At 63.1% G+C, this 20,953-nt stretch carries 22 protein-coding genes and 2 tRNA genes; 19 read left to right on the top strand and 5 right to left on the bottom strand.

All coding sequences use genetic code 11. The annotated features are described in order from the left end of the window. Window positions 1-8: 8 nt before the first annotated feature. Genes E2N92_RS05595 through E2N92_RS05585 form a run of 3 tightly spaced genes read right to left on the bottom strand, consistent with a single transcriptional unit; the run spans window position 9 to window position 1,987 of the window. Window positions 9-311: a KEOPS complex subunit Pcc1 gene (locus E2N92_RS05595; RefSeq protein ID WP_246589330.1), complete on the bottom strand. Its 303-nt coding sequence runs from the start codon at window positions 309-311 to the stop codon at window positions 9-11. After that, entirely contained in the window at window positions 308-1,525 is a 1,218-nt protein-coding gene (locus tag E2N92_RS05590) for a DHH family phosphoesterase (protein WP_220682700.1), read from the bottom strand. Before E2N92_RS05590 ends, E2N92_RS05595 begins: the two co-directional genes overlap by 4 nt. Before the next feature lie 3 nt (window positions 1,526-1,528). Next, on the bottom strand, window positions 1,529-1,987 hold the full coding sequence (locus E2N92_RS05585; protein WP_220682699.1) for a 30S ribosomal protein S15: 459 nt from the start codon (window positions 1,985-1,987) through the stop codon (window positions 1,529-1,531). A 241-nt stretch (window positions 1,988-2,228) separates the two neighbouring features. On the opposite strand from E2N92_RS05585, the gene E2N92_RS05580 reads away from it, so the two are divergent. The 4 genes from E2N92_RS05580 to E2N92_RS05565 all read left to right on the top strand — a co-directional run bounded on the left by E2N92_RS05580 (window position 2,229) and on the right by E2N92_RS05565 (window position 5,392). Then, window positions 2,229-2,299 (top strand) — tRNA-Gly (locus tag E2N92_RS05580). Window positions 2,300-2,403: 104 nt separating this feature from the next. Next, window positions 2,404-2,733: a CGGC domain-containing protein gene (locus tag E2N92_RS05575; RefSeq protein ID WP_220682698.1), complete on the top strand. Its 330-nt coding sequence runs from the start codon at window positions 2,404-2,406 to the stop codon at window positions 2,731-2,733. A 432-nt stretch (window positions 2,734-3,165) separates the two neighbouring features. Further along, window positions 3,166-4,332, top strand: a complete 1,167-nt coding sequence (locus tag E2N92_RS05570) for a Fic family protein (protein ID WP_246589329.1) — start codon at window positions 3,166-3,168, stop codon at window positions 4,330-4,332. Between the two features lie 595 nt (window positions 4,333-4,927). Next, a complete protein-coding gene (locus E2N92_RS05565; RefSeq protein WP_220682697.1) occupies window positions 4,928-5,392 on the top strand; it encodes a hypothetical protein in 465 nt (154 codons plus the stop codon). 135 nt (window positions 5,393-5,527) lie between these two features. On the opposite strand, the gene E2N92_RS05560 is transcribed toward E2N92_RS05565, so the two are convergent. Beyond that, window positions 5,528-6,727 carry an aldo/keto reductase gene (locus E2N92_RS05560; protein ID WP_220682696.1) on the bottom strand — a complete coding sequence of 400 codons (1,200 nt, stop codon included), beginning with the start codon at window positions 6,725-6,727 and terminating at the stop codon, window positions 5,528-5,530. 108 nt (window positions 6,728-6,835) lie between these two features. Between E2N92_RS05560 and E2N92_RS05555 the strand changes: the two genes are divergently transcribed. From E2N92_RS05555 to E2N92_RS05520, 8 genes are all read left to right on the top strand, one after another. Continuing rightward, window positions 6,836-8,023: an aminotransferase class V-fold PLP-dependent enzyme gene (locus E2N92_RS05555; RefSeq protein WP_343222867.1), complete on the top strand. Its 1,188-nt coding sequence runs from the start codon at window positions 6,836-6,838 to the stop codon at window positions 8,021-8,023. Next, window positions 7,995-8,363, top strand: a complete 369-nt coding sequence (locus tag E2N92_RS05550) for a hypothetical protein (RefSeq protein ID WP_220682695.1) — start codon at window positions 7,995-7,997, stop codon at window positions 8,361-8,363. The genes E2N92_RS05555 and E2N92_RS05550 overlap by 29 nt, the downstream gene beginning before the upstream one ends. Before the next feature lie 53 nt (window positions 8,364-8,416). Beyond that, window positions 8,417-9,217, top strand: a complete 801-nt coding sequence (gene thiM, locus E2N92_RS05545) for a hydroxyethylthiazole kinase (RefSeq protein WP_220682954.1) — start codon at window positions 8,417-8,419, stop codon at window positions 9,215-9,217. Next, window positions 9,217-9,894 carry a thiamine phosphate synthase gene (gene thiE, locus E2N92_RS05540; RefSeq protein ID WP_220682694.1) on the top strand — a complete coding sequence of 226 codons (678 nt, stop codon included), beginning with the start codon at window positions 9,217-9,219 and terminating at the stop codon, window positions 9,892-9,894. The genes thiM and thiE overlap by 1 nt, the downstream gene beginning before the upstream one ends. Before the next feature lie 8 nt (window positions 9,895-9,902). Further along, window positions 9,903-10,757 carry a 4Fe-4S dicluster domain-containing protein gene (locus tag E2N92_RS05535; protein ID WP_220682693.1) on the top strand — a complete coding sequence of 285 codons (855 nt, stop codon included), beginning with the start codon at window positions 9,903-9,905 and terminating at the stop codon, window positions 10,755-10,757. A 130-nt stretch (window positions 10,758-10,887) separates the two neighbouring features. Further along, window positions 10,888-11,589: a DUF5612 domain-containing protein gene (locus E2N92_RS05530; protein WP_220682692.1), complete on the top strand. Its 702-nt coding sequence runs from the start codon at window positions 10,888-10,890 to the stop codon at window positions 11,587-11,589. 1 nt (window position 11,590) lies between these two features. After that, a complete protein-coding gene (locus tag E2N92_RS05525) occupies window positions 11,591-12,172 on the top strand; it encodes an L-threonylcarbamoyladenylate synthase (RefSeq protein WP_220682691.1) in 582 nt (193 codons plus the stop codon). Then, entirely contained in the window at window positions 12,169-13,095 is a 927-nt protein-coding gene (locus E2N92_RS05520; RefSeq protein WP_220682690.1) for a nucleotidyltransferase domain-containing protein, read from the top strand. The genes E2N92_RS05525 and E2N92_RS05520 overlap by 4 nt, the downstream gene beginning before the upstream one ends. Window positions 13,096-13,781: 686 nt before the next feature. Here the strand turns inward: E2N92_RS05520 and E2N92_RS05515 are convergent. Next, window positions 13,782-14,447, bottom strand: coding sequence for a CRISPR-associated protein Cas4 (locus tag E2N92_RS05515; protein WP_220682689.1), 666 nt, complete (start codon window positions 14,445-14,447; stop codon window positions 13,782-13,784). Window positions 14,448-14,487: 40 nt separating this feature from the next. Between E2N92_RS05515 and E2N92_RS05510 the strand changes: the two genes are divergently transcribed. The 7 genes from E2N92_RS05510 to E2N92_RS05480 all read left to right on the top strand — a co-directional run bounded on the left by E2N92_RS05510 (window position 14,488) and on the right by E2N92_RS05480 (window position 20,694). Continuing rightward, window positions 14,488-14,781, top strand: coding sequence for a DUF3467 domain-containing protein (locus tag E2N92_RS05510; protein ID WP_220682688.1), 294 nt, complete (start codon window positions 14,488-14,490; stop codon window positions 14,779-14,781). A gap of 95 nt (window positions 14,782-14,876) precedes the next feature. Beyond that, window positions 14,877-16,529: an ABC1 kinase family protein gene (locus E2N92_RS05505; RefSeq protein WP_220682687.1), complete on the top strand. Its 1,653-nt coding sequence runs from the start codon at window positions 14,877-14,879 to the stop codon at window positions 16,527-16,529. Between the two features lie 88 nt (window positions 16,530-16,617). Further along, the gene (locus E2N92_RS05500) at window positions 16,618-18,093 is read left to right on the top strand and encodes a phytoene desaturase family protein (protein ID WP_220682686.1); all 1,476 of its coding nucleotides are present in this window, start codon (window positions 16,618-16,620) and stop codon (window positions 18,091-18,093) included. A gap of 12 nt (window positions 18,094-18,105) precedes the next feature. Beyond that, a complete protein-coding gene (locus E2N92_RS05495) occupies window positions 18,106-18,957 on the top strand; it encodes a phytoene/squalene synthase family protein (RefSeq protein WP_220682685.1) in 852 nt (283 codons plus the stop codon). Further along, window positions 18,954-19,802 (top strand): prenyltransferase, encoded by an 849-nt coding sequence (locus E2N92_RS05490; RefSeq protein ID WP_220682684.1) that lies wholly within the window; start codon window positions 18,954-18,956, stop codon window positions 19,800-19,802. The genes E2N92_RS05495 and E2N92_RS05490 overlap by 4 nt, the downstream gene beginning before the upstream one ends. An 11-nt stretch (window positions 19,803-19,813) precedes the next feature. Beyond that, window positions 19,814-20,557, top strand: coding sequence for a carotenoid biosynthesis protein (locus E2N92_RS05485; protein WP_220682683.1), 744 nt, complete (start codon window positions 19,814-19,816; stop codon window positions 20,555-20,557). 65 nt (window positions 20,558-20,622) lie between these two features. Next, window positions 20,623-20,694 (top strand) — tRNA-Thr (locus E2N92_RS05480). Window positions 20,695-20,953: the final 259 nt, after the last annotated feature.

Here is a 20,953-nt window from a genome sequence, read left to right as displayed (position 1 = left end):
AAATCACCTTATTTCAAGATTTGAATTTCCTGCTCTGGTTCTCCAGCCAGTTCTGCCATATCTCCGGGCCGTCCGGTGTGGTCGGCGTCGTTCCTGACATCCGCACACACCTCCTCGGCGATGGCGAGGTTCATCAGATAGTCGTCCACTGACGCGATCACCGACCGCAGATGGGTGCCGGTGACCGCGGTCACGACCGCCGGGCCCTCTGCCCTGGTCTCCATCCCGGAGAGATTGTCCGGGGCGAGGGAGGCCGCGACGCACCTGCTTTGGGCGCTCTCCGTGGTGATCCGGCCGGTGATGCCGGTCATGACACCACCGCCCTGATGAACCCGTCTCTGAACGCTTCGACCTGGTCGCCGGGAATCGAGGCGCCGCCCCGGTTTCGGTGGCCCCCGCCCGACCCGCCCAGGGTTGCGGCGAGGTCGCGGAGGACGGTCTCCAGGTCGGTATCCGTTCCCGGCGGACAGCGTGCCGAGACCTGCCAGGCGTCGTCTCGCGGGGCGAGGACCGCCACGGGCGTGTCCCGCCGGAGGTCGAAGGCCAGGCAGTCGGCCACGCCGCTTGCGGCACCCGCGTCCTCGACGCCGTAGACCAGTCCGTCTCTATCGAGGGGTCTGGCCCCCTCGATACCGGCAAGGACGCGGCGCCGGTGCGCTTCCGCAACCGCGAAGGCCTCTTCGACGGCGTCGGGCGACCTGAGACAGACCGAGGCGGCGAGGCCGCCCCGACCTTCCTGGCCGCATCCGTCGACGAGCGCCGCAAGCGTGCAGGCGTCTTCGACGACCTCGCGCTCGATCTGGTAGCGTTTGCCGTAAAGCCGTGAAAAGACCGAGGGTGCGGCGTCGCCGCCGGCCTCGAGCACGAGGAGGGAGAGGAGGAGATCTTCTGAGACCTCCTCCTCGCCGACCGCCTTCTCGAGGATCCCGGTCACGGTCTCGGGCCGCCCGCTCACTCCCCTGATGTAGGGGTCGACGGCGGTCTCGAGGGCCTCGCGCATCCCGCGTCCGGGCAGAAGAAGTCCTTTTTCCGGTGAGATGTAGCCGTTGGCGATCCCTTCGTTGAGGATCTCCAGGTTTTTCCCGACGAACTCCTGTCTGTCCCCGATAACGCCGAGGAGGGCGAGGCCGACCAGGTCGCGGTGGTCGCCGAGCGCCTGCGCCACGAGATATGCCGTGCCTGAGGCCGAGAGTTCCCGCTCCCCGTCGATACCGGCGAGGCGCGGGTTGACGTGGTACGCCCCCTCGAAGTGAGGGACATGATGGTCGACGACCATCACGCTCTCGGGCAGGTCGGCGAGGCCGGCGCCGAGGTCGCAGAGGAGCGTCGACTCAGGATGGACGATGTCGTCGGTCCTGATGGTGCGGCGCACCCGCAGCCGAAACCGCCCGCCCGCTCTGCGGATCGCCTGGCAGAGGATTGCCCCTGCGGCGATCCCGTCGGCGTCATGGTGGGCGTAGACTTCGATGAAGTCGGCGGCGCGGATCTGTTCTGCGACCTCTTCGGCAACGGCCTGGATGGACATGACTTATCTGGAGAGGAGAATCTCGGCAGTCTCTGGTTTGTACGTCCAGTCCGCGGCGAGCTTTCCGCTCGACCGGTAGTACTTCACAAGGCGGCGCACCTTGGACTCGGTGAGCTGGAGTTGCCGCTTGTTGTGCAGGTCTTTCTTGTTCTCCTCAAGGTGCTTGCGCATCGCGAGTGCCTTGGCGATGAGGTTCCTGAGGTCTTCAGGGATCTCGGTGCCAAGTCCGTTCTCTTCGAGGATCTCGCCGATCTTCTTGCCGGCCACGAGCTTGATGTCAGGGATACCGTACTTGTCCCTGAGGATGAACCCGATCTCGCTGCTGGATTTGCCCGTCTTGCGAAGGTCGATGATGACCTTCACGGCCTCTTCCGCAGAGATCCCACACCACTCTGGTGCCTCGGTGCGGTACGGAGCGACCGATCCGGATTTGCCCCTCCGCCGTGCATGCATTCGTGCCATATTCTACCTCACATTGACCAGAGTAAGTCCAGAAAAGAGCAGTATTGCTACTGACCTCTCTGTAATCCCGAGCCACTTCGGGCCGTGCCGTGAGGCACGTCGGACTTACGTCAGCCAGCACCGTTCAGTGCTGTATATATAATGCGGCGCCGGCGTCTTAAGGCTGTCGCCCTGCCCGGCGCGGGGGACAGGTGGAGAAAGAACCTTTATAATCCGGGAACGCCAACATAATATGGCTCAGGCGATAGTAGTCTAGTGGTAGGACAGTGGCTTCCCAAGCCACTAACTCGGGTTCGAATCCCGGCTATCGCATGCCTGTTTTCATTCGAAATGTTTTCTTCTGTTCTTATTCTGATCACTTCGTCGGCCGCGGCCGAACGAATTCATATATTTTCACGGAGCACAGATTCCGATCCATGAAAGTCGGGATTATCCGTTGTCTGATGACGGAGGATGTCTGTCCCGGGACGATGGATTTCATCGTGACACGGGAGGGGAAAGGTGCCTTTCAGGAGACCGGGCCGGTCGATATCGTCGGATTCGTGACCTGTGGCGGGTGTCCGGGAAAACGGGCCATCCCGCGCGCGAAAATGCTTGTCGAACGGGGGGCGGAAGCGATTGTGCTGGCGTCCTGCATCAGCAAGGGAAATCCCATCGGCTATCCATGCCCGCATTTTGCCAATCTCAGGGATGCGGTGATGAAGGCCGTCGGCCCGGAGATCCCGGTCATCGAGTGGACGCACTGAGTCGCCGCTCCCTGCCCCGATCTCCATATGCGGCCCTCGTCATCCCATATTCCGGGTCTGGAGAATCAGGCATGAACCTCCGGCTCAAGCATACGGGATGAAAATTTCTCGTCGTTTGATCTCCCATATTTAGACAGGAGAACTGATTGATACCTCGCTCCATCACCACCCCGTCCCTATGCGCGAGCGCGTGGGAACGCCATAGATGCTTCTTTGTGCTACGAGGAGATGAGGATCTTTCAACCATCATCCATCGCTATCTTCTGCGAGGGTAAGGCCGGAGAATTTTGGGATGACCTCATAGTCAGGGGATCGTGACATACCGGTACACTCTGTATTCTAAGACAAGATGTCTTGACATACCGGTACCCCTCCCATTCTAAGGTAAGAGATCTTGACATATTCTCGGGCATATATCTCTGAAGTGCGCATATGATCTATGAGGAAGAGACGATGAGCGAACGGGCAGGGACATTCGTCCCACAAAAAGGTGGCTATGCGGCATTCGTTCCAAAACCGTTGCCACCGCCAGATCTGGATCTCGATGAGAGCCTGCTCCTCCTGCTCTCGAAGGCCGACACCGCTCTGGCACGGCTCGACGGGGTCATCCAGGTGCTCCCGAACCCTGACCTGTTCGTGGCGATGTACATCAAGAAAGAAGCCCTGCTCAGTTCGCAGATCGAAGGGACACAGGCTTCGTTGCGCGGTGTGCTGGAGTTCGAAGCCGACCTGCAACCGGAAGAAAACATCAACGAAGTCCGGGAGGTCGTCAACTACATCAAGGCGATGGGACACGGCATGGAAGAACTTGATTTTTCTGAATTTACCGTTGATCTTCTCAATGAAATCCATCGGTTCCTGATCCAGGGAACGAGAGGCGGTTTCAAGAAGCCTGGCACCATCCGTACCGAACAGAACTGGATCGGTGTCATGGGAACCCCCATACAGGACGCGCTGTACGTCCCTCCCCCTCCGGAGAAGGTGCCCGAACTGATGCACAATCTCGAACTGTTCATCCAGCAGCAGGACAAGATTCCTCTGCTCATAAAAGCATCCCTGATCCACGCACAGTTTGAGTCCATCCACCCCTATATCGACGGGAACGGCCGGATGGGAAGACTTCTGATCACGTTCTTCCTCTACTACAAGGGCATGCTCTCAAAGCCGCTCCTCTACCTGAGTTTCTATCTGAAAAAACACCAGCAGGAATACTACCAGATCCTCAACGATGTCAGGTACGACGGGAACTGGGAGAAATGGATCGCCTTCTTCCTCACGGGAGTGATCGAGACCTCCACCAACTCCGTTGAAACGGCAAAAAAGATCATCGACCTCAGGTCCGACCTGGTGACAACGCTCCTTGAGAAGAATATCGGCGGCGTGATCGCCCTGAAATTCATCGACGTGCTCTTTGAAACGCCCTTGATAACGATCTCACGGGCCGCCGAAGCCCTTGGTGTTAGCCGCCAGACTGCAAACGCTCTGGTGAAAAAGTTTGAGGACGCCGGGATCGTCGTCGAGATCACCGGGAACAAGCGCTACAAAAGGTATATGTTCGGAGACTATCTCCGCATCATTCAGGAAGGTACATACCGATAGGCTGGGGTTTCTTTCTTTCTTTTTTGCTCCCCCTGTGCACGGCTGCAGCAGGAGAACAGCACCCTGAAACGAATGATCGGCTTTGTAGAATTGGGCATGAGGGGAAAACACGCCTCAGGCATACTGCATCAAAACGATTTCATAGCAAACCCTCTGGACGGCCAGCACTGCGGGGGGTGGCCGCCCTCGATCCCTCCGCGTGACTGATAGAGTGGAGACGGCACTCCCCCCTTCATGTCCATTGATGGTGCCTTCCCCGCCCTATCGTCATCCTGGGGGTCCGGGGGCAGCGCCCCCGACATGGTGGTGCGGGAAGGCACGTCGATCCGAGGGGCCGCCCCCAATCGTCGAATATTTCCCGCAATCTCGCGCCGGGGGGAAACCCCCCGGACCCCCCATGACGAAGATGGGTGGGGGCGGCATGATGCTCGACTTCGATTCACTCCTCGAACGCAAGGATGAGGGTCAAGAATCGATCCAGTTCTGAGATGATATTTTCATCCCGTATGCTTGAACCCCCCGTTCATGCCCGAGTCTACAGAATCGAAACAAAAAGCATACGTTAATCCAGATTGAAGAAGAGCCAAATGTTGTCATGACGTATATCGGTTTGGATGATATTAAAGATGGAATATGCCACACATTGTCAATATTTGTAGAGAAAGATGCAGCACTTCTCGATCTTGAAGTGGATGAACGGGCTTTAACCCACCAGATTGCCTGTTATCTCAAAGAACCGTTTTCTGATTGGGATGTTGATTGCGAATACAACCGTAGGGGATATGGTACCAAGGAAACTTCGTCAGGTCCTAAAAGGCCAGACATTATTGTGCATCACAGAAACAAACATGAGAATCGGCTCATAATTGAGGCAAAAAAGAACGGAAATAATACTGATGACGATGATAAAAAATTAAAAGAATTCACCAAAAAATCTGGAAAATATGGATATGATTTCGGCATTCTGTTGATTATACCCGGAAAAAACATGCCCTTCACATTGAGGTGGTATAATGATGGAAAATATATTTTCGAAGAACATTGGCCGATCGGAAATTAAAATTACTCAGGATCTCCTGCCCTCATCCATAAAGATTGAGGGGACGGGCACCACCCCCTGCCCCGATCTCTGCATGAGGTATCCATCACCCAATCTATTTTTTCCTCCCCCTTGTTCTTCCAAATCTCAGGCAGTTCACTCCCTCTGCCGCTTCGTCATCACCATCTTCACCAGCGGGGTCATCAGTTTTGTCGCAAGCCCGTCGAGGTCCCGCCCGACCTTTTTCAGTTCACGGGGAATATCGATCCCCTGCGGACATGCGCCGAGACATTTCCCGCAGCTCCGGCAGCGCGAGGCGTTGGCCGGGTTGTCGTCGAAGCCGATCACCTGCCCGATGTAAAACCCTCGTGTCATGAGTCGGTTGCCGGTCATGTGGTACTGGTTGTAGAAGTGGAAGCACTGCGGGATGTTGACGCCGAAGGGGCAGGGCATGCAGTACGCACACCCGGTGCAGTCGACCCTGATCAGCCGTTTGTAGACGGCCTTCACCTCGTCGACGACGGCACGCTCGGCATCGGTCATCGAACCCGGCAGGGCGTCCTCGCAGGTCAGGAGGTTCTCGCGGATGTGGCGCTCGTCGTTCATGCCCGAGAGGACGGTCGTCACGTCGGGATGGTCCCAGATCCATCGCAGCGCCCACTCTGCCGGGGTGCGGGAGAGCCCTGAGCGGTCGTAGGCCGCCTGCGCCTCGTCCGGCAGGTCGCCGGCAAGCATCCCGCCCCGCAGGGGTTCCATGACCATCACGGCGATCTGCTTCGACGCCGCATATGCCAGGCCCTCCCGTCCGGCCTGGACCTCCTCGTCGAGGAAATTGTACTGGATCTGGCAGAACGTCCAGTCATAGGCGTCGATGATCTCCCTGAAGGTCTTGCGGTCGCCGTGGAAGGAGAACCCGATGTTCGTGATCGTCCCGGCGTCCCGTGCCGCCTCCAGGAAGGCGAAGACGTCCAGGTCGACCAGTTTCTTCCACGAGCGGGCGTCGAGCATGTGGAGGAGGTAGTAGTCGATGTGATCGGTCCTGAGGCGGTTCAACTGGATCTCCAGGATCCGCTCCATCTCTTCCCGCGAGTCGACGAGCCAGGGGGAGAGTTTGTCGGCGATCTTCACCCGCTCCCGGTAGCCGTCCTCGAGGGCCTTGCCCAGGACGCGCTCGCTCTCGCCGCCATGATAGGGATAGGCGGTGTCGAGATAGTTGACGCCGCTCTCGATGGCACTCCTGATCTGTTTGATCGCCCGCGCCTCGTCGATCCGGCCCATCCGTGTCGGGAGACGCATGGCACCGAACCCGAGGGCGGAGAGTCTGTCGCCGTTTTTCGGTACGGTCCTGTACTGCATGGTTCCACCGCGTCGTTGAATGAGGACTTCGCAGGACGGTCCAAAAAAAGCATGGGTCCGGTGCGCCGGCCCTGATCATCACATTTTTGGTGTGCTCGGCAGAGTACAGTGACAGCGAAGAGCATGAGAGACGATCAACCGATAATTTACCTGAACAACGCCGCGACGACCTGGCCCAAACCGGCGGCGGTGATCGAGGCGACCATGGCCGCCCTCGCCGCCCCGGTCTTCGGGTCGGGCCGGACCGCGGGAACGCAGGGCGAGGACTACCCGACCCTCGCCCGCGAGGCCCTGGCCGGCCTCTTCCATGCCGGGCCCGCGGAGCACTATATCTTCACGCAGAATGCCACCGACTCGCTCAACCTCCTCATCCACGGATTCCTCGCCGCCCATCCCGGCCCCTGCCATGTCCTCACCACCGCCCTCGACCACAACTCGGTGCTGCGGCCGCTCCACGAACTGGAACACGAGGGGCGGATCACGCTCACCGTCGTCCCCTTCGAGGAGGACGGGACCGTCTCCCCGGCGGCGGTGCGGGCGGCCCTCCGCCCGGAGACGCGGCTCATGGTCATGGCGCACGGGAGCAATGTCCTCGGCACCGTGCAGGACGTCGGGGCGATCGGGGCGGTCCTCCGTGAGCACGGAGTCTATTTCATCGTCGACGGGGCGCAGACCGCCGGGCACATTCCGGTGGACCTGGGGACGCTCCCGGTCGACGCCTACGTCTTCACCGGGCACAAAGGCCTCTTTGGCATCTCAGGGACCGGCGGGTTCTATATCCGCGACCCCGACGCGGTGGCGCCGGTGCGGGTCGGGGGCACCGGGACCGATTCGTTCTCCCTTCTCCAGCCGCGGGAAATGCCAGAACGCTTCGAGGCCGGGACGCCCAACTACCCCGGCCTGGCGGCGCTCGCGGCCGGCGTGGCGTTCGTCCGGTCGGTCGGCACGGCCGCCATCGCGGAGAAGGCCGAACGCCAGACGGCACTGATCATCAGGGAACTCCAGGCCGAGCAAAACATCCTCGTCTACACTGAACGCCCCGCGCTCCCGATCGTCTCCTTCTCCATCCAGGGCATGGACGACGACGATCTCGGGTTCATCCTGGCCCGCGCCTACGGCGTGGTCGGGAGGACCGGGCTCCACTGCGCCCCCCTGGTGCACCGGGCCATCGACGGCGGGGAAGGGTGCGTGCGGCTCAGTCTCTCCTGGTTCACCACCGACGAGGAATGCAGAACCGCGGCCCGCGCGATCAGGGAGGTGGCACGCCATGCGGATTGTCAGGTCGATCCGGCATAAGTCCTGTGCCGACGGCACCCTGATGAAGGAGTTCGTGCTGAGCGCTCCCCTGACTCGGGAGTTCTTCTCGTATCTCCGGGAGTTCGGGGAGGTGACGGCGATGCCCGGCGTCGGCGAGGGTTTCTACACCTTCGACAAACCCGACTGTTTCTCCATCAAGGGCTTTGCCGGGGACACGACCGTCGAGGTGCGGTTCAGGCGCGAAGCGATGGACCTGACGACCGACTTTCTGTACTCGCTCTTCGCGCTGTACCGCGACGGCGACCCCGACTTCCAGACATTGAAACGGCGCGAGGCGGCGCTGATGACGCGGGTGCACGAGCACCTGTACGGCAGGTGACTGCCCCCACCGCAACACCTCTCATCTCACCCGATCCATTTTTCATGACAACCATGGATGCGAAGATCTGCGCTGCCCTCCTCTCGCAGGTGCGAGAGACACGGCCGCTCGTACACCACATCACCAACACCGTGACGATCAACGACTGCGCCAACATCACCATCTGTGCCGGGGCTGCCCCGGTGATGGCCGAGGCCGCCGAAGAGTCGGCCGAGATGGTCGCGGCGGCCGGGGTGCTTGTCCTCAACATCGGGACGCTTAACCCGGCCCAGGTGGAGTCGATGCTCCTCGCGGGCAAGCGGGCGAACGAACTCGGCGTGCCGGTCGTCCTCGATCCCGTCGGGGCCGGGGCGACGGCGTTGCGGACCGATGCGGTGCTGCGGATCCTCAAGGAGGTGAAGGTCGCCGTGCTGAAAGGGAACGCCGGGGAGATCGGCGTCCTGGCCGGTGCCGGCGGGAAGGTAAGAGGCGTGGACTCGTGCGGACTTGCCGGCGACCCGGTCGAGACGGCGAAGGCCTGCGCCCTGGCGACCGGCACGGTGGTGGCGATGACCGACGAGACCGACGTCGTCACCGACGGCGAAAGGGTCGTGCTGGTCAAAAACGGCCACGCGATGATGGACCGTCTCTCAGGCACCGGGTGCATGGCCTCCTCGGTGGTCGGTTCGTTCGTGGCCGTCGCCGACGATCCCCTCGTCGGTGCGGCCGCGGCCCTGGCCGCTTTCGGGCGTGCCGGGGAGCAGGCGGCCGCGGGTGCGCGGGGACCGTACTCCTTCAGGACGGCGCTCTTCGACGAACTCTACGCCCTGACCCCTGAAGACCTCGAGGAGGAGGCGCGGCTGGAGGTCGTCTGATGGCGGCGTACGACCTGTACGTCGTCACCGACAGCGAGGTCGGCCTCGGCCGCTCCCATCTCGAGCAGGCCAGTCTCGCCGTCGCCGGCGGGGCCGACGTGGTTCAACTCCGGGACAAAGGGATGGGCACCGCCGCCCTCCTGGAGGAGGCGCGTGCGATCCGGGCGGTCACCGAAGACGCCGGCGCCCGCCTCATCGTCAACGATCGCCTGGACGTCGCCCTCGCCGCAGGTGCCGACGGCGTCCACCTCGGGCAGGACGACCTCCCGGTGGAAGAGGCGCGGCTCCTCGCCCCGCCCGGGTTCATCATCGGGGTCTCGGTGGGAACCATTGCCGAGGCGCGGGCCGCGGTCGACGGCGGGGCCGACTATCTCGCCCTCAGCCCCACCTTCTCGACCGGCACCAAGGCCGACGCCGGGCCAGGCCACGGCCTGGCGGCGCTGCGCGAGATCAAATCCGCGGTTGCCGTCCCCCTGCTCGGGATCGGCGGCATCGGCCCAGAGAACGTGGCCGAGGTCATCGCCGCGGGCGCCGACGGGGTTGCCGTCGTCTCGGCGGTCGTCGGTCAGGAGGACGCGGTACGCGCGGCCCGCCGGATGAAAACTCTCATCACCGCGGCAAAAGCCGACATGCTCGTTGCTTCGGGCAGGTTGATGCCGGATCCGGTCCAACCCTGATCCGACACATGACGGGCACAAAACTGAGCGGTATCCTGCCGCAGAAAGAGAAGGGCTATGTCTCGGTGCGGGTGAAGGCCAGGGCCGGGAACCTCACGACCGAACAACTGGCGGTCGTCGGCGCGGCGGCGAAGGAGTACGGCCGGGGCTATGTGGGAGCGACCTTCAGGCTGAACCTGGAGATCCCCGGGGTCAGGCGCGAGGACGCCGAAGCCGTGGCGGCGGCCCTGGCGGCGGTCGGCCTGGAGACCGGGAGCACCGGCCCGACGGTGCGGTCGGTCGTCGCCTGCAAGGGCACGGTCTGCCGGCACGGGTGCGCCGACACCCAGGCCCTCGCCCGGACGATCGAGGAGGCGCAGGGCGGCCGGGCCCTTCCCAGAAAGATCAAGATCGGGATCGCCGGGTGCCCGAACAACTGCGCCAGAGTGCAGTTCAACGACATCGGGCTGATGGCCCGGGCCTACCCCACCTTCGACGCCGACGCCTGCACCGGGTGCGGGGCCTGTGTCAGGATCTGCCGGGAGGGCGTGGTCTCGGTCGACGAGGGGGCGTTCGTCTTCTCGACGGAGCGCTGCATCGGGTGCGGCGACTGCATCGCCGTCTGCCCGAAGGACGCCATCTCGGTCCGCGAGCAGGGGCTCACCCTCTTCCTCGGCGGCCGGGCCGGCCGCCGGGTCAGGGCCGGCACCCGCCTCGCCGGCCTCGTCCCCGAAGAGGAAGCCCCGGCCCTCGTCGGCCGGGTCATCGACTATTTCGCGGAGCACACCCGGCAGGGTGAACGTCTTGGCCAGATGATCGACCGCCTCGGGCAAGACGAGGTCTTTGCGGCCCTCGGGCTCGAACCCGAAGGGGCAGAAGAGTAGCCGGAACATCAATCTCCATCATTTTTCCCGGCCGCGCGATGCGCAGAATGAAACACCTTAAAGGGTACGGCCGTCAATGATTCATATTGCAAAAGGAGGGGGACAGGCCGGATCCCTGTCTCTGTAGCATATGGAAGAGACCGAACACCTGCACGCACTTGAGATCCTCGAGCTCCACGCGGTCAGCATCATCGCCGAGAACCAGCCTGGCGTCCTGCGCGACATCGCCGCCATCATGGCCGCCAACGGGGTGAACGTGGTCACCGTCCAGCAGTCGATCCTGCACTCCGGCGACCACGCGGGAAGAGCGCTCTTTTATTTCGAGGTCGAGTGTGCCGGCGGGATCGGGAAGGTGATCGCCGACCTGCTCGCCGTTCCGACGATGCAGCAGGTCACCACCCTCGACACCTTCTCCAAGATCTTCGGGTCCAGAGTGATCATCATCGGCGGCGGGGCGCAGGTGGCGCAGGTGGCGCTCGGCGCGGTGAACGAGGCCGACCGCCACAATATCAGGGGCGAGCGGATCTCGGTGGACACCATCCCGCTCGTCGGCGAGAAAGACCTGGCCGAGGCGGTGGAAGCCGTCGCCCGCCTGCCCAGGGCCTCGATCCTGGTCCTGGCCGGGTCCCTGATGGGGGGGACGATCTCCACGGCGGTCGACCGCGTGCGGGCGGCCGGGATCCCGGTCGTCGCCCTGAAGATGGCCGGGAGCGTCCCCAGGCACGCCGACCTGGTGGTCACCGACCCCATCCAGGCCGGGGTCTTTGCCGTGATGCACATCTCGAAGCGTGCGGTCTTCAATATCGCCCGCGTCCGCGGGCAGGAGTTTTAAGATGGACGAAGCGGTCATCCAGAAGGCGGTCCGCGTGCTCAGACGCGACGGACTGGTGGTCTACCCGACCGACACGATCTACGGCCTCGGGGCCGATGCGCTCTCCGAACTTGCCGTCGAGCGGGTGTACGAGGCGAAGATGCGGCCGCCCTCCCTGCCGGTCTCGGTGGCGGTCTGCGATATCGAGATGCTCGGTGCGATCGCCCGTCTCGACGAAGCGGCCGAGAGGTTTGTCGACCGGTTCCTGCCCGGCCCGGTGACGGTCGTGCTGAAGGCGAAGTCCTGCCTCCCGACGTCCCTCACCGGCGGCACCGGCACTATCGGGGTCAGGTTCCCCGACCACCCGGTCGCCCTCGCCCTGATCCGGGAACTCGACGCCCCGATCACGGCGACGAGCGCAAATATCCACGGAGGCCCCGACCCGATCACTCCCGACCAGGTCCACGTCCCCCACGACTTTCTCATCGACGGCGGCGTGCTGCGCGGGACCCCGAGCACCGTCGTCGACCTGGTGCACCGCAGGGTCCTGCGTCAGGGTGCACTGATCGAGGAGGTCGGAGCATTTCTGGGAGCATTGGAATGAAAGCGATCAGACTACGCGATTTTATCGAGGATACCGACGGCCGGATCTATGCCGTCTCGGCATATGACAACGACGAACGGGTCGGGTGCGTGCTCAGGTACGCCCCTGACGAGCACGGCGAGCGGGTCGACCCGGATGGTCGGCGGTACACCAAACTGGATTTCGGACCGGCCTTCGAGTATATCAGAAAGCACAAGCCCGAATATCTCGACGACCTTCACCGGGTGCCGCGCGGCGATATCGTGCAGGTCTACAAGCCCGACGAGCGGATGGCTTGGATCGCTTCGCGCGATCCTCGCGTTCAGCGTCTTCTCGACTCCCTCGATCTCCAGGCCGGTACGGTCGGATGCACGGGGTCGCGGGTGCTCGGCCTTGAAAACGGGGCCTCCGACATCGACCTGGTGGTCTACGGCCCGGCCTGGTTCGCGGCGCAGGCGCAGCTGAAGCGCCTGGTCGAGGCCGGGAAGCTCCCGCGGATGAGCGAGGAGATGTGGCGCAAGGTCTACACCAAACGCATCCCGGAGATCTCCTTCGAGACCTTCGTCCTCCACGAGTCGCGCAAGTGGAACCGCGGCGAGTTCGGCGACACCTACTTCGACCTGCTGTACACGCGGTCGTACGACGCCCTTGCCTCGGCCCCGACTGGCCGGGGGAAGGAACTCGGGAGAACGCGGATCGAGGCTACGGTCACCGACGCCTCCAACGCCTTCGACGCCCCCGCGGTCTATGAGGTGGAGCACGACGCGGTCTCGCGGGTGATCTCGTTCACCCACACCTACTCGGGCCAGGCGCTGGCCGGCGAGGTGATCGAGGCCCAGGGCGTCCTGGAGCAGCACGGCGATACGCAGTGGCTCATCGTGGGCACGACCCGCGAGGCGAAGGGCGAGTACATCGTCTCCAAGACGCTGATGGAACAGGCCTGAGAGGGGCGAACCTCCTCTTCCTGCATAAATCTCTTTTTTCGGCTGTGGAGAGTTGGGCATGAACCCCTGGCTCAAGCATACGCGGTTGAACATTTTCTGAGCAGCGCTTCAGCGTGTGGGCGGATCCCTTTCAATCGCCGCCCCACGGCGCGAGACGGCGGTGAAGATTACCATGAAAATGATCTCGAAGACCCTCTCTATTGGCTTGAATGAGGATTTGATCACACTGGCCCTCCTCATGACTGATATGCAGAGGACAGAAACATCTTCTGAATGATCAGTCCTCCGCCTTCCCGGCCCTATCTTCGTCCCGGGGGTCCGGGGGCAGCGCCCCCGGCGCAAGGATATGGGAAGGTGTGATGATCAGGCATGCCGCCCTCATCGTAGATTCTTTCCTGGCGTCTCGCGCCGGGGGGAAACCCCCCGAACCCCCCACGACGAAGATAGCCAGGGGGCGGCATGATGCTCGACTTCGATTCGCTCCTCGTTCGTAAGGATGAGGGTCAAGAATTGATCCAGTTCTGAGATGATATTTTCATCTCGTATGCTTGAGGCGTGCTTTCGCCTCATGAGCAATTCTACAATATGGGCGGCACGCCTGGATCATCGCGCCTTCCCCCCTCTTCGCGCCGGGTGTGGTCGATTCTCGATTCACGTTCCGGAAGGGGAGAATCCGGAGAGCCATCTCACAACAACTCCGAAAGCCGCCGCGGCCCGGGTGCGCACCGTTCCTGGTGCGGGCACCGGGTGCACGGCGGGTTGAGAGGTTTTCTCGGGACCCGTCCTTCTTCAACCTTTTTTGCGGCGTCGACCGCCCTGAGCATCGCCCGCCGGTCCCGGGGGCCCGGGGTGCAGAACCTGAGGACGCCAGAGGGGACGTACTCCACCCACCCGCCGTTCACCTCGAGGCTGAAGTTCTCCCTGACGCAGGCGCTAAAACAGGCGACCCTGACCCGGTCGGCCCCCCAGACCCCGGCCTGCGGCGCCTCGCTCGCCCTGGTGATCGCGAAGGACGGGACGGCGGGGTCGACCTTGTCGACGGTCCCCCTGATCCCGAGGGCGGTGGAAGTGACCGGGACGTCGTGGTCCGAGAAGCGCGGCCATTCTTTTCCCCGGCAGTTCGTCACGCACTGCTCGAAGAGCGCCCGTTCCTCCTCGCCGGCGTACGGGAGGACGGTGCAGACCTCCTCCCAGACAGCGTCGGGTTCGAAGGGGGTGCCGAGGTGGTACGAGACCTGTTTGCAGACCGCATAGCGCGGCGGTTCCTCGTGTTCCTCCTGGCGATCGAGGTACAGGCGGAGGGGACAGAAGCGTGCGGTGACGACGGCGGCGATCCCGATGAGGTCGTCCATCACAAAAACCCTTAATCCTACATTGCTTATACTTAACCCCATGGCACAACACGACCTCTCGGTGAACGTCCCGCAGACGCTGGACCCCGTCTACGCCAACCGGATCCAGGTGGCTTATAAGGAAGACGAGTTCACGTTCATGTTCCTTCACGAGATCCCCGGCACCAACCAGGCGAGGGCCAAGTCGATCGTCTCCATCACCCCGAAGCATGCCAAGAACCTTCTTGCCGTTCTTTCCAAGAGCATGAAGGACTATGAAGAGAAGTTCGGGTCCATCCAGCCGCCCGAGGAGAAGGGCGGGAGCTCGAACGTGACGATGCGGGGCTATTCGTAAGCCTGCGCAGAAACGACCATATTTCTCTTTTTTATTCGCCGTCCGGCACCGGTATTATATATCTTCGTCCCCCTCTTTCGGTCGGGGGGTGAACCGTGATCAGGCATCTGGGCAGGTACCGGGAGATCACCGGAGTGCTGGCGAAGTACGGCCTGGGCGCCGTTTTCGACGGGATCGTCCCTCCCCTGGCCAGGCTCGGGCTCTTGAAACGGGAGCGTGCGGACGGAACCGTCCCGCTCTATCGGCGGGTCCGTCTTGCCCTGGAGGAACTCGGGCCCACCTTCATCAAGTTCGGGCAGATCCTGAGCACCCGCCGGGAACTCCTGCCCCAACCCCTCGCCGACGAACTGACGCGGCTGACCGACGAGGTGGCGCCGCTCCCCTTCGAGACGGTCAGGCCGGTGATCGAGGAGTGCTGCGGCCCGGTCGAGGAGGCCTTCGCCGCCTTCGACGAGGCCCCGGTCGCGGCCGCCTCCCTCGCGCAGGTCCATCGTGCGGTCCTGAAGAACGGGACCGAGGTGGCCGTCAAGGTGCAGCGGCCCGGGATCAGGAAGGTCATCGAGGAAGACCTCGAGATCCTCGCCTCCCTTGCCCGCCGCATCGAAAAGCGGTACCCGGACCTTGCGCTCTACAACCCGGTCGGTCTGGTTCAGGAGTTCTCCGTCCAGATCAGGCGCGAACTCGACTTCGTGCAGGAGGGCAAGCACGCCGAGGTGCTGGCCCACAACCTCGAAGACTTTCCCCGCGTCGTCGTCCCGAGAATCTTCTGGGAATGTTCGGGCCCGCGTCTCCTGACGATGACCTATATCGACGGGGTGAGAATCGACGACCTCGAGGGGATCCGGGCCTCCGGCATCCGCTCAGAAGAGGTCGCCGATATCCTGCTCGGTTCCTATCTCCAGCAGGTCTTCGAGGACGGGTTTTTTCATGCCGACCCCCATACCGGCAACCTCCTCGTGACCCGCGACGGAACGCTCGCCTTCGTCGACTTCGGGACCGTCGGCGTCCTCAGGCCCGAACGCCGGGACGCCTTCATCCGTCTGATGTCGGGCGTCGTGGACGAGGACGTCGAGAGCATCGTCGGCGCCTACCATGACCTGGGGGTGGTCCCGGCCGATGAGGACCTCGACGCATTCAAGGACGAGATCTACGCCACGCTCAGACAGTTCAGGACGTACGAACTCGGGCAGGTGGACTTCGGGGAGGTGATGGAGCAGATCCCCGACACCCTCCGGCGCTACCGTCTCAAGGTCCCGCTCACGATGATGCAGGTGGTCAAGGTGCTCATCTTCCTCACGGCCATCTGCCGGGACCTCGATCCCGGCTTCAATTTTCCGGTCCATGCCGGCCCCAGGATCGCGGAGATCCGGAGAAGGCAGATCTTCTCTCCCGAACATTTTGCGGAGGTCTCGCGGGCGGCGGAAGGGTGGCTCGGCGACACCCTCGAACTCCCGCAGACGGCCAATGTCACGCTCAAGAAGGTCGCGGCCGGAAGCGTCATATTCTCTATCGAAAGCCCTGACATGCTCGCCCTCGGCGCCTCGATCCGGTACGCCGCGAAGCTGCTCCTCATCGGGATGGTCGCGGCCGGGTTCATGATGGGTTCGTCGCTGGTGATGCTCTCCACCGACCGTCCCGTCGCGGCCTGGCTCTGCGGGATGGTCTCGTCGGTGACGTTCCTCGGATACCTGGCGGCGGTCGTCATCGGGGTGGTGGCGGTGTATACCGTCCTGGTCAGGAGGGGGTGACCGTGGACGAGGGACGATACCTTTTTCTGGCGCTATTGCGGATGGAGCACCGGGGCCGTTGCGGCCCCTGAGGGGGGATGTCGGGGCAATGAAGGCGATCGTTGTCGGAGCGGGGTTTGGCGGCCTCTCGGCTGCGGCCCTGCTGGCGCACCGGGGTTTCGAGGTGGAGGTGGTCGAGAAGAACGAGCAACCGGGCGGCCGGGCAGGGGTCTACCGGGAGCAGGGGTTCTCCTTTGACATGGGCCCCTCGTGGTACCTGATGCCCGACGTCTACGAGAAGTTCTTCGCCGAGGTCGGGAAGCGTCCGGCCGACTTCTATGAGCTCAAACGTCTCGACCCGGCGTACAGGATCTTTTTCGGCGGCGGCGAGGTCGTCGACCTCCCGGCCGGTCTCGAGAAGGACTATGCCCTCTTCGATTCCTTCGAGGAGAGGGGCGGCGAGAAACTGAAGGCGTACCTCGACTCGGCAAAAGAGCTCTACGACCTCTCGATCAACGAGTTCCTGTACCGCGACTACCGCTCGATCTTCGACTTTCTCAGCGGCCGGTTGATCATGCAGGGGCGGCGGATGCATATCTTCGAGAGCCTGGAAAAATTCGTCAAGCGGCATTTCGAGAGTGACGAGGCGCAGAAGATCGTCCAGTACTCCATCGGGTTCCTGGGGGGTTCGCCGCAGAACACCCCGTCGTTCTACCATATCATGTCCCACATCGACATGACGATGGGCGTCTGGTACCCGGTCGGCGGGATGCGGGCGGTGGTCGGCGGCCTCTCCGATCTGGCCGGGTCGCTGGGGGTCTCGGTCGCCCTCAACGAACCGGTGGAGCGGATCGAGGTGACTGGGAAGGGGGCGACCGGCGTCGTCACTCCCGCAGGACGCCGCGACGCCGACCTGGTCCTGGTCAATGCCGACTATGCCCATGCCGAACTCGACCTCCTGGACCCCGCCCACCGGAGTTACCCGGAAAAATACTGGCGTTCCAGGGTGCTGGCGCCCTCGGCGTTTGTCGTCTACCTGGGCCTGGACCGGCGGGTGGAGGGCCTGGCGCACCACACCCTCGTCCTGGACCGGGACTGGGAGGAGGGGTTCGACCTCATCTTCGACCCGAAGAAGGCGGCGTGGCCTGACCATCCCTCGTATTATGTCAACGTCCCCTCGAAGACCGACCCGACGGCCGCGCCGCCGGGATGCGAGGCGCTCTTTATCCTGGTACCCCTCGCGCCCGGCCTCGAGGACACGCCGGCCCTGAGAGAGGCGTTCTTCGAGCGGGTCCTCAGCGATCTTGAACGAAAACTGGGCGACGACCTCCGCAGCGCCGTGGCGGTCCGCCGGATCTTTGCGCTGCACGACTTCGAAGAACGCTACAACGCGTACCGGGGCACAGCCCTCGGCCTCTCGCACACGCTCTTCCAGACGGCCCTCTGGCGGCCGGCGCACCTGAGCAAGAAGGTCGGGAACCTCTACTACACCGGGCAGTACACTCATCCGGGGATCGGGGTGCCGATGACCCTCATCTCCTCGAGCATCGTGGCACGCGAGATCGCCGAACGGCACGGGGGGTAGGGCGGCGAGGTCATGGTCACGCCCACCCATTACCGGATCTTCAGGCACGGGAGCACGACGTACTTTTACAGCACGCTCTTTTTTCCGCGGTCGGTGAGAGAGGACGTCTTTCTTCTGTACTCGTTTGTCAGGACGGCCGACGACTTCGTCGACGCCGTGCCCCAGCAGACCGCCGAATATTTCGCGTTCAAAGAGCGGTACCTGGGAGCGCTCGAGGGCGAACCGGGCGGCGACCTCGTCGTCGACGCTTTCGTCGACCTGATGGAGCGCAAGGAGATCGAACCGGCATGGGTGGAGGCCTTTCTCCGCTCGATGGAGTCCGACCTCTGGACGGCGACCTATGCAACGGTCGCCGACCTCGAGGAGTACCTGTACGGATCGTCGGAGGTGGTCGGGTTGATGATGGCGCGGGTGATGGGACTCTCCGGGGACGCGCTCGAGGCCGCCCGTGCCCTGGGGAAGGCGATGCAATATATCAACTTCATCAGGGACATTGCAGAAGACCTCACGCTCGGCCGGACCTACTTCCCGCAGGACGAACTGGCGGCCTTCGGTCTTTCCTCGCTCGACCCGGAGACGGCCGCGGCCGCACCGGAGGCCTTCGCCTCGTTTGTCAGGGCCCAGGTCGAGCGCTACTTCCGCTGGCAGAAGGAGGGGGAGGCGGGCTTTGCGTTCATTCCGTTCAGGTACCTGGTGCCGGTGAAGACCGCCTCAGACCTCTACCGATGGACGGCCGAGGAGATCCAGAAAGATCCGTTCGTCGTCTACCGCCGGAAGGTCAAGCCCTCGCCCCTGCGAGCGGTCGGCCGCGCCTGTGCCAACACCCTCGTCCTCACCTGGCCGGGCCGGGGTGAGACGGGGTGAACGCTCCCCTCGCCCTTGCCTATTCGGTCTCCAGGCCGCGGTTCTGGATCTACACCGGCGGCACCTATGTGCTCGGCTACGCCCTGGGGATGGCCTCGTGGACGGCCTTTTTCCTCCCGGCGTACACCCTCTATCTCATCTACTTCTTCTTCCCGGCGAACGTCTTCATCTACGGCGTCAACGACCGCTGGGACCGGGAGACCGACCGCCTAAACCGGAAGAAGGGGGAGAAGGAACATTATCTCGTCGACGCCGAGCGCCGGGACCTCGGCACGGTCCTCCTCCTTGTCGGCGGGCTCAGCCTCCTCCTCCTCGTCTCGCAGACCCTGGAAGAGAAGATCGTCTTTCTGCTCTTCCTCTTTCTCTCCTACTTCTACAGCGCCCCGCCGCTCAGGTTCAAGGAGGTGCCGGTCCTCGACTTCTCCTCCAACATGCTCTATATCATGCCCGGCATCTTCGGGTATCTCCTGGCCGCGGGGACGTTCCCGCCCACCCTCCTCGTCGCGGCGGGCTACCTGCACATCGCCGCGATGCACCTCTTCTCGGCGGTGCCTGACATCGAATGCGACCGGGCTGCCGGGATCACCACGACGGCGGTCTACCTCGGCGAACGGGCATCGCTTCTTCTCTGTCTGCTCTTCTGGTCGGGCTTCGCGATCCTGGTGATGGCGCTCGCGGGTTTCTCGCTCCTCGCTCTGCCGGTCCTCCTCTTCCCCGCGGTTCCCCTCTCGCTTCTTCTCTCCAGGAGGATGCGCATCGATGCGGTGTACTGGTACCTCCCGCTCGTCAACACGGCCCTCGGGGGCCTGGCCTTTACGGCCGTCACCCTCTCGAAGGCCATCTAGGAGAAAATGAGATGAACATTCGTGCATGGCGGGCGGCGACGGCCCTGGGGGCCCTGCTCCTCGGCCTCGTTGGACTCGCCCTGGTGGACTTCGGGGCAGAGAGCGGTGCGGCGTCGGCGTTCTTCCTCGTCCTCATGGCCCTCCCCTCCTATGCCGCCCTCCTCGCCTGGCTCGGGTGGCGGCGGGGGGCGGTGCTCCTCGGCGTCCTGACCGTCCTCCCCCTCCTGGTCGAGGCGGCGGCGGTGGCGACCGGCGTGCCGTACGGTTCTTTCGCGTACGCCGACGCGTTGGGCTGGAAGGTCTTCGGGCTGGTCCCCTGGACCGTGGCGGTGGCCTACCCGCCGGTCTTCCTGGGCGCTGTCACGGCGGCAGGCATCTGTGTCGGACCGACTCTTCGCCGTTTTCTCCCGGCAAGCGCCCTCCTCCTCGTCGCCGCCGATCTCGTCCTCGACCCGGCGGCGGTCAGCGCCGGGTTCTGGGCCTGGGGGAACTCGGGGGTCTACTACGGGATCCCGACGGTGAACTTCGTCGGCTGGGCGATCACCGGCGTCTTCTATGCCTGGGTCTTTCACCGCGGTGCCGGCGGGAGCATGCCCCCGCCGTCGGTGGCCGCGAGTGCGGTGCTGATCTTCGGGTTCTGGACCGGCTATCTGCTCCGCGAGAGTCTTTTTGTCCCGGCTTTCGTGGGGGCGGCCCTCGTCGCGCTCTTTCTTCTCCTCCCTGCCGGGAGGCAGGGAGAGAGGCCGACGGACTGAGGGGGCGACGCGTACCTTTATTATTCAGCGGCGCCAACATTGTAAAGCACCTGTAGAGGTGACGCGCCGCTGTGGCTTAGTGGTATAGCGGCTGATTCGTAATCAGCAGGCCGAGGGTTCGAATCCCTCCAGCGGCTCTTTTCTATCGAGGGTTCAAAGCCCTTTCTTTGATTTATGGTTCTTTTCACAGAAATTGATATTACTTACAGGTAGACTCATAGCGGACCCCTGGGATGGCGATTGGGGGGGAAGGCGAGGAGAAGATCATGAAGAGGGGTTGCAGTCCCCCGCCAATTTTCATCCGTGGGAGATCCGGGGGCATTCGCCTCCCGGCGGAAGAGATATGTTTAGAATCCCTGGAAGGAAGTGCTTCAATTCGAGTGAGTGTTCAAACTT

This window comes from Methanofollis formosanus (assembly GCF_019633745.1).
GTDB lineage: Archaea > Halobacteriota > Methanomicrobia > Methanomicrobiales > Methanofollaceae > Methanofollis > Methanofollis formosanus.
This window is presented reverse-complemented; position numbering and strand designations above follow the sequence as displayed.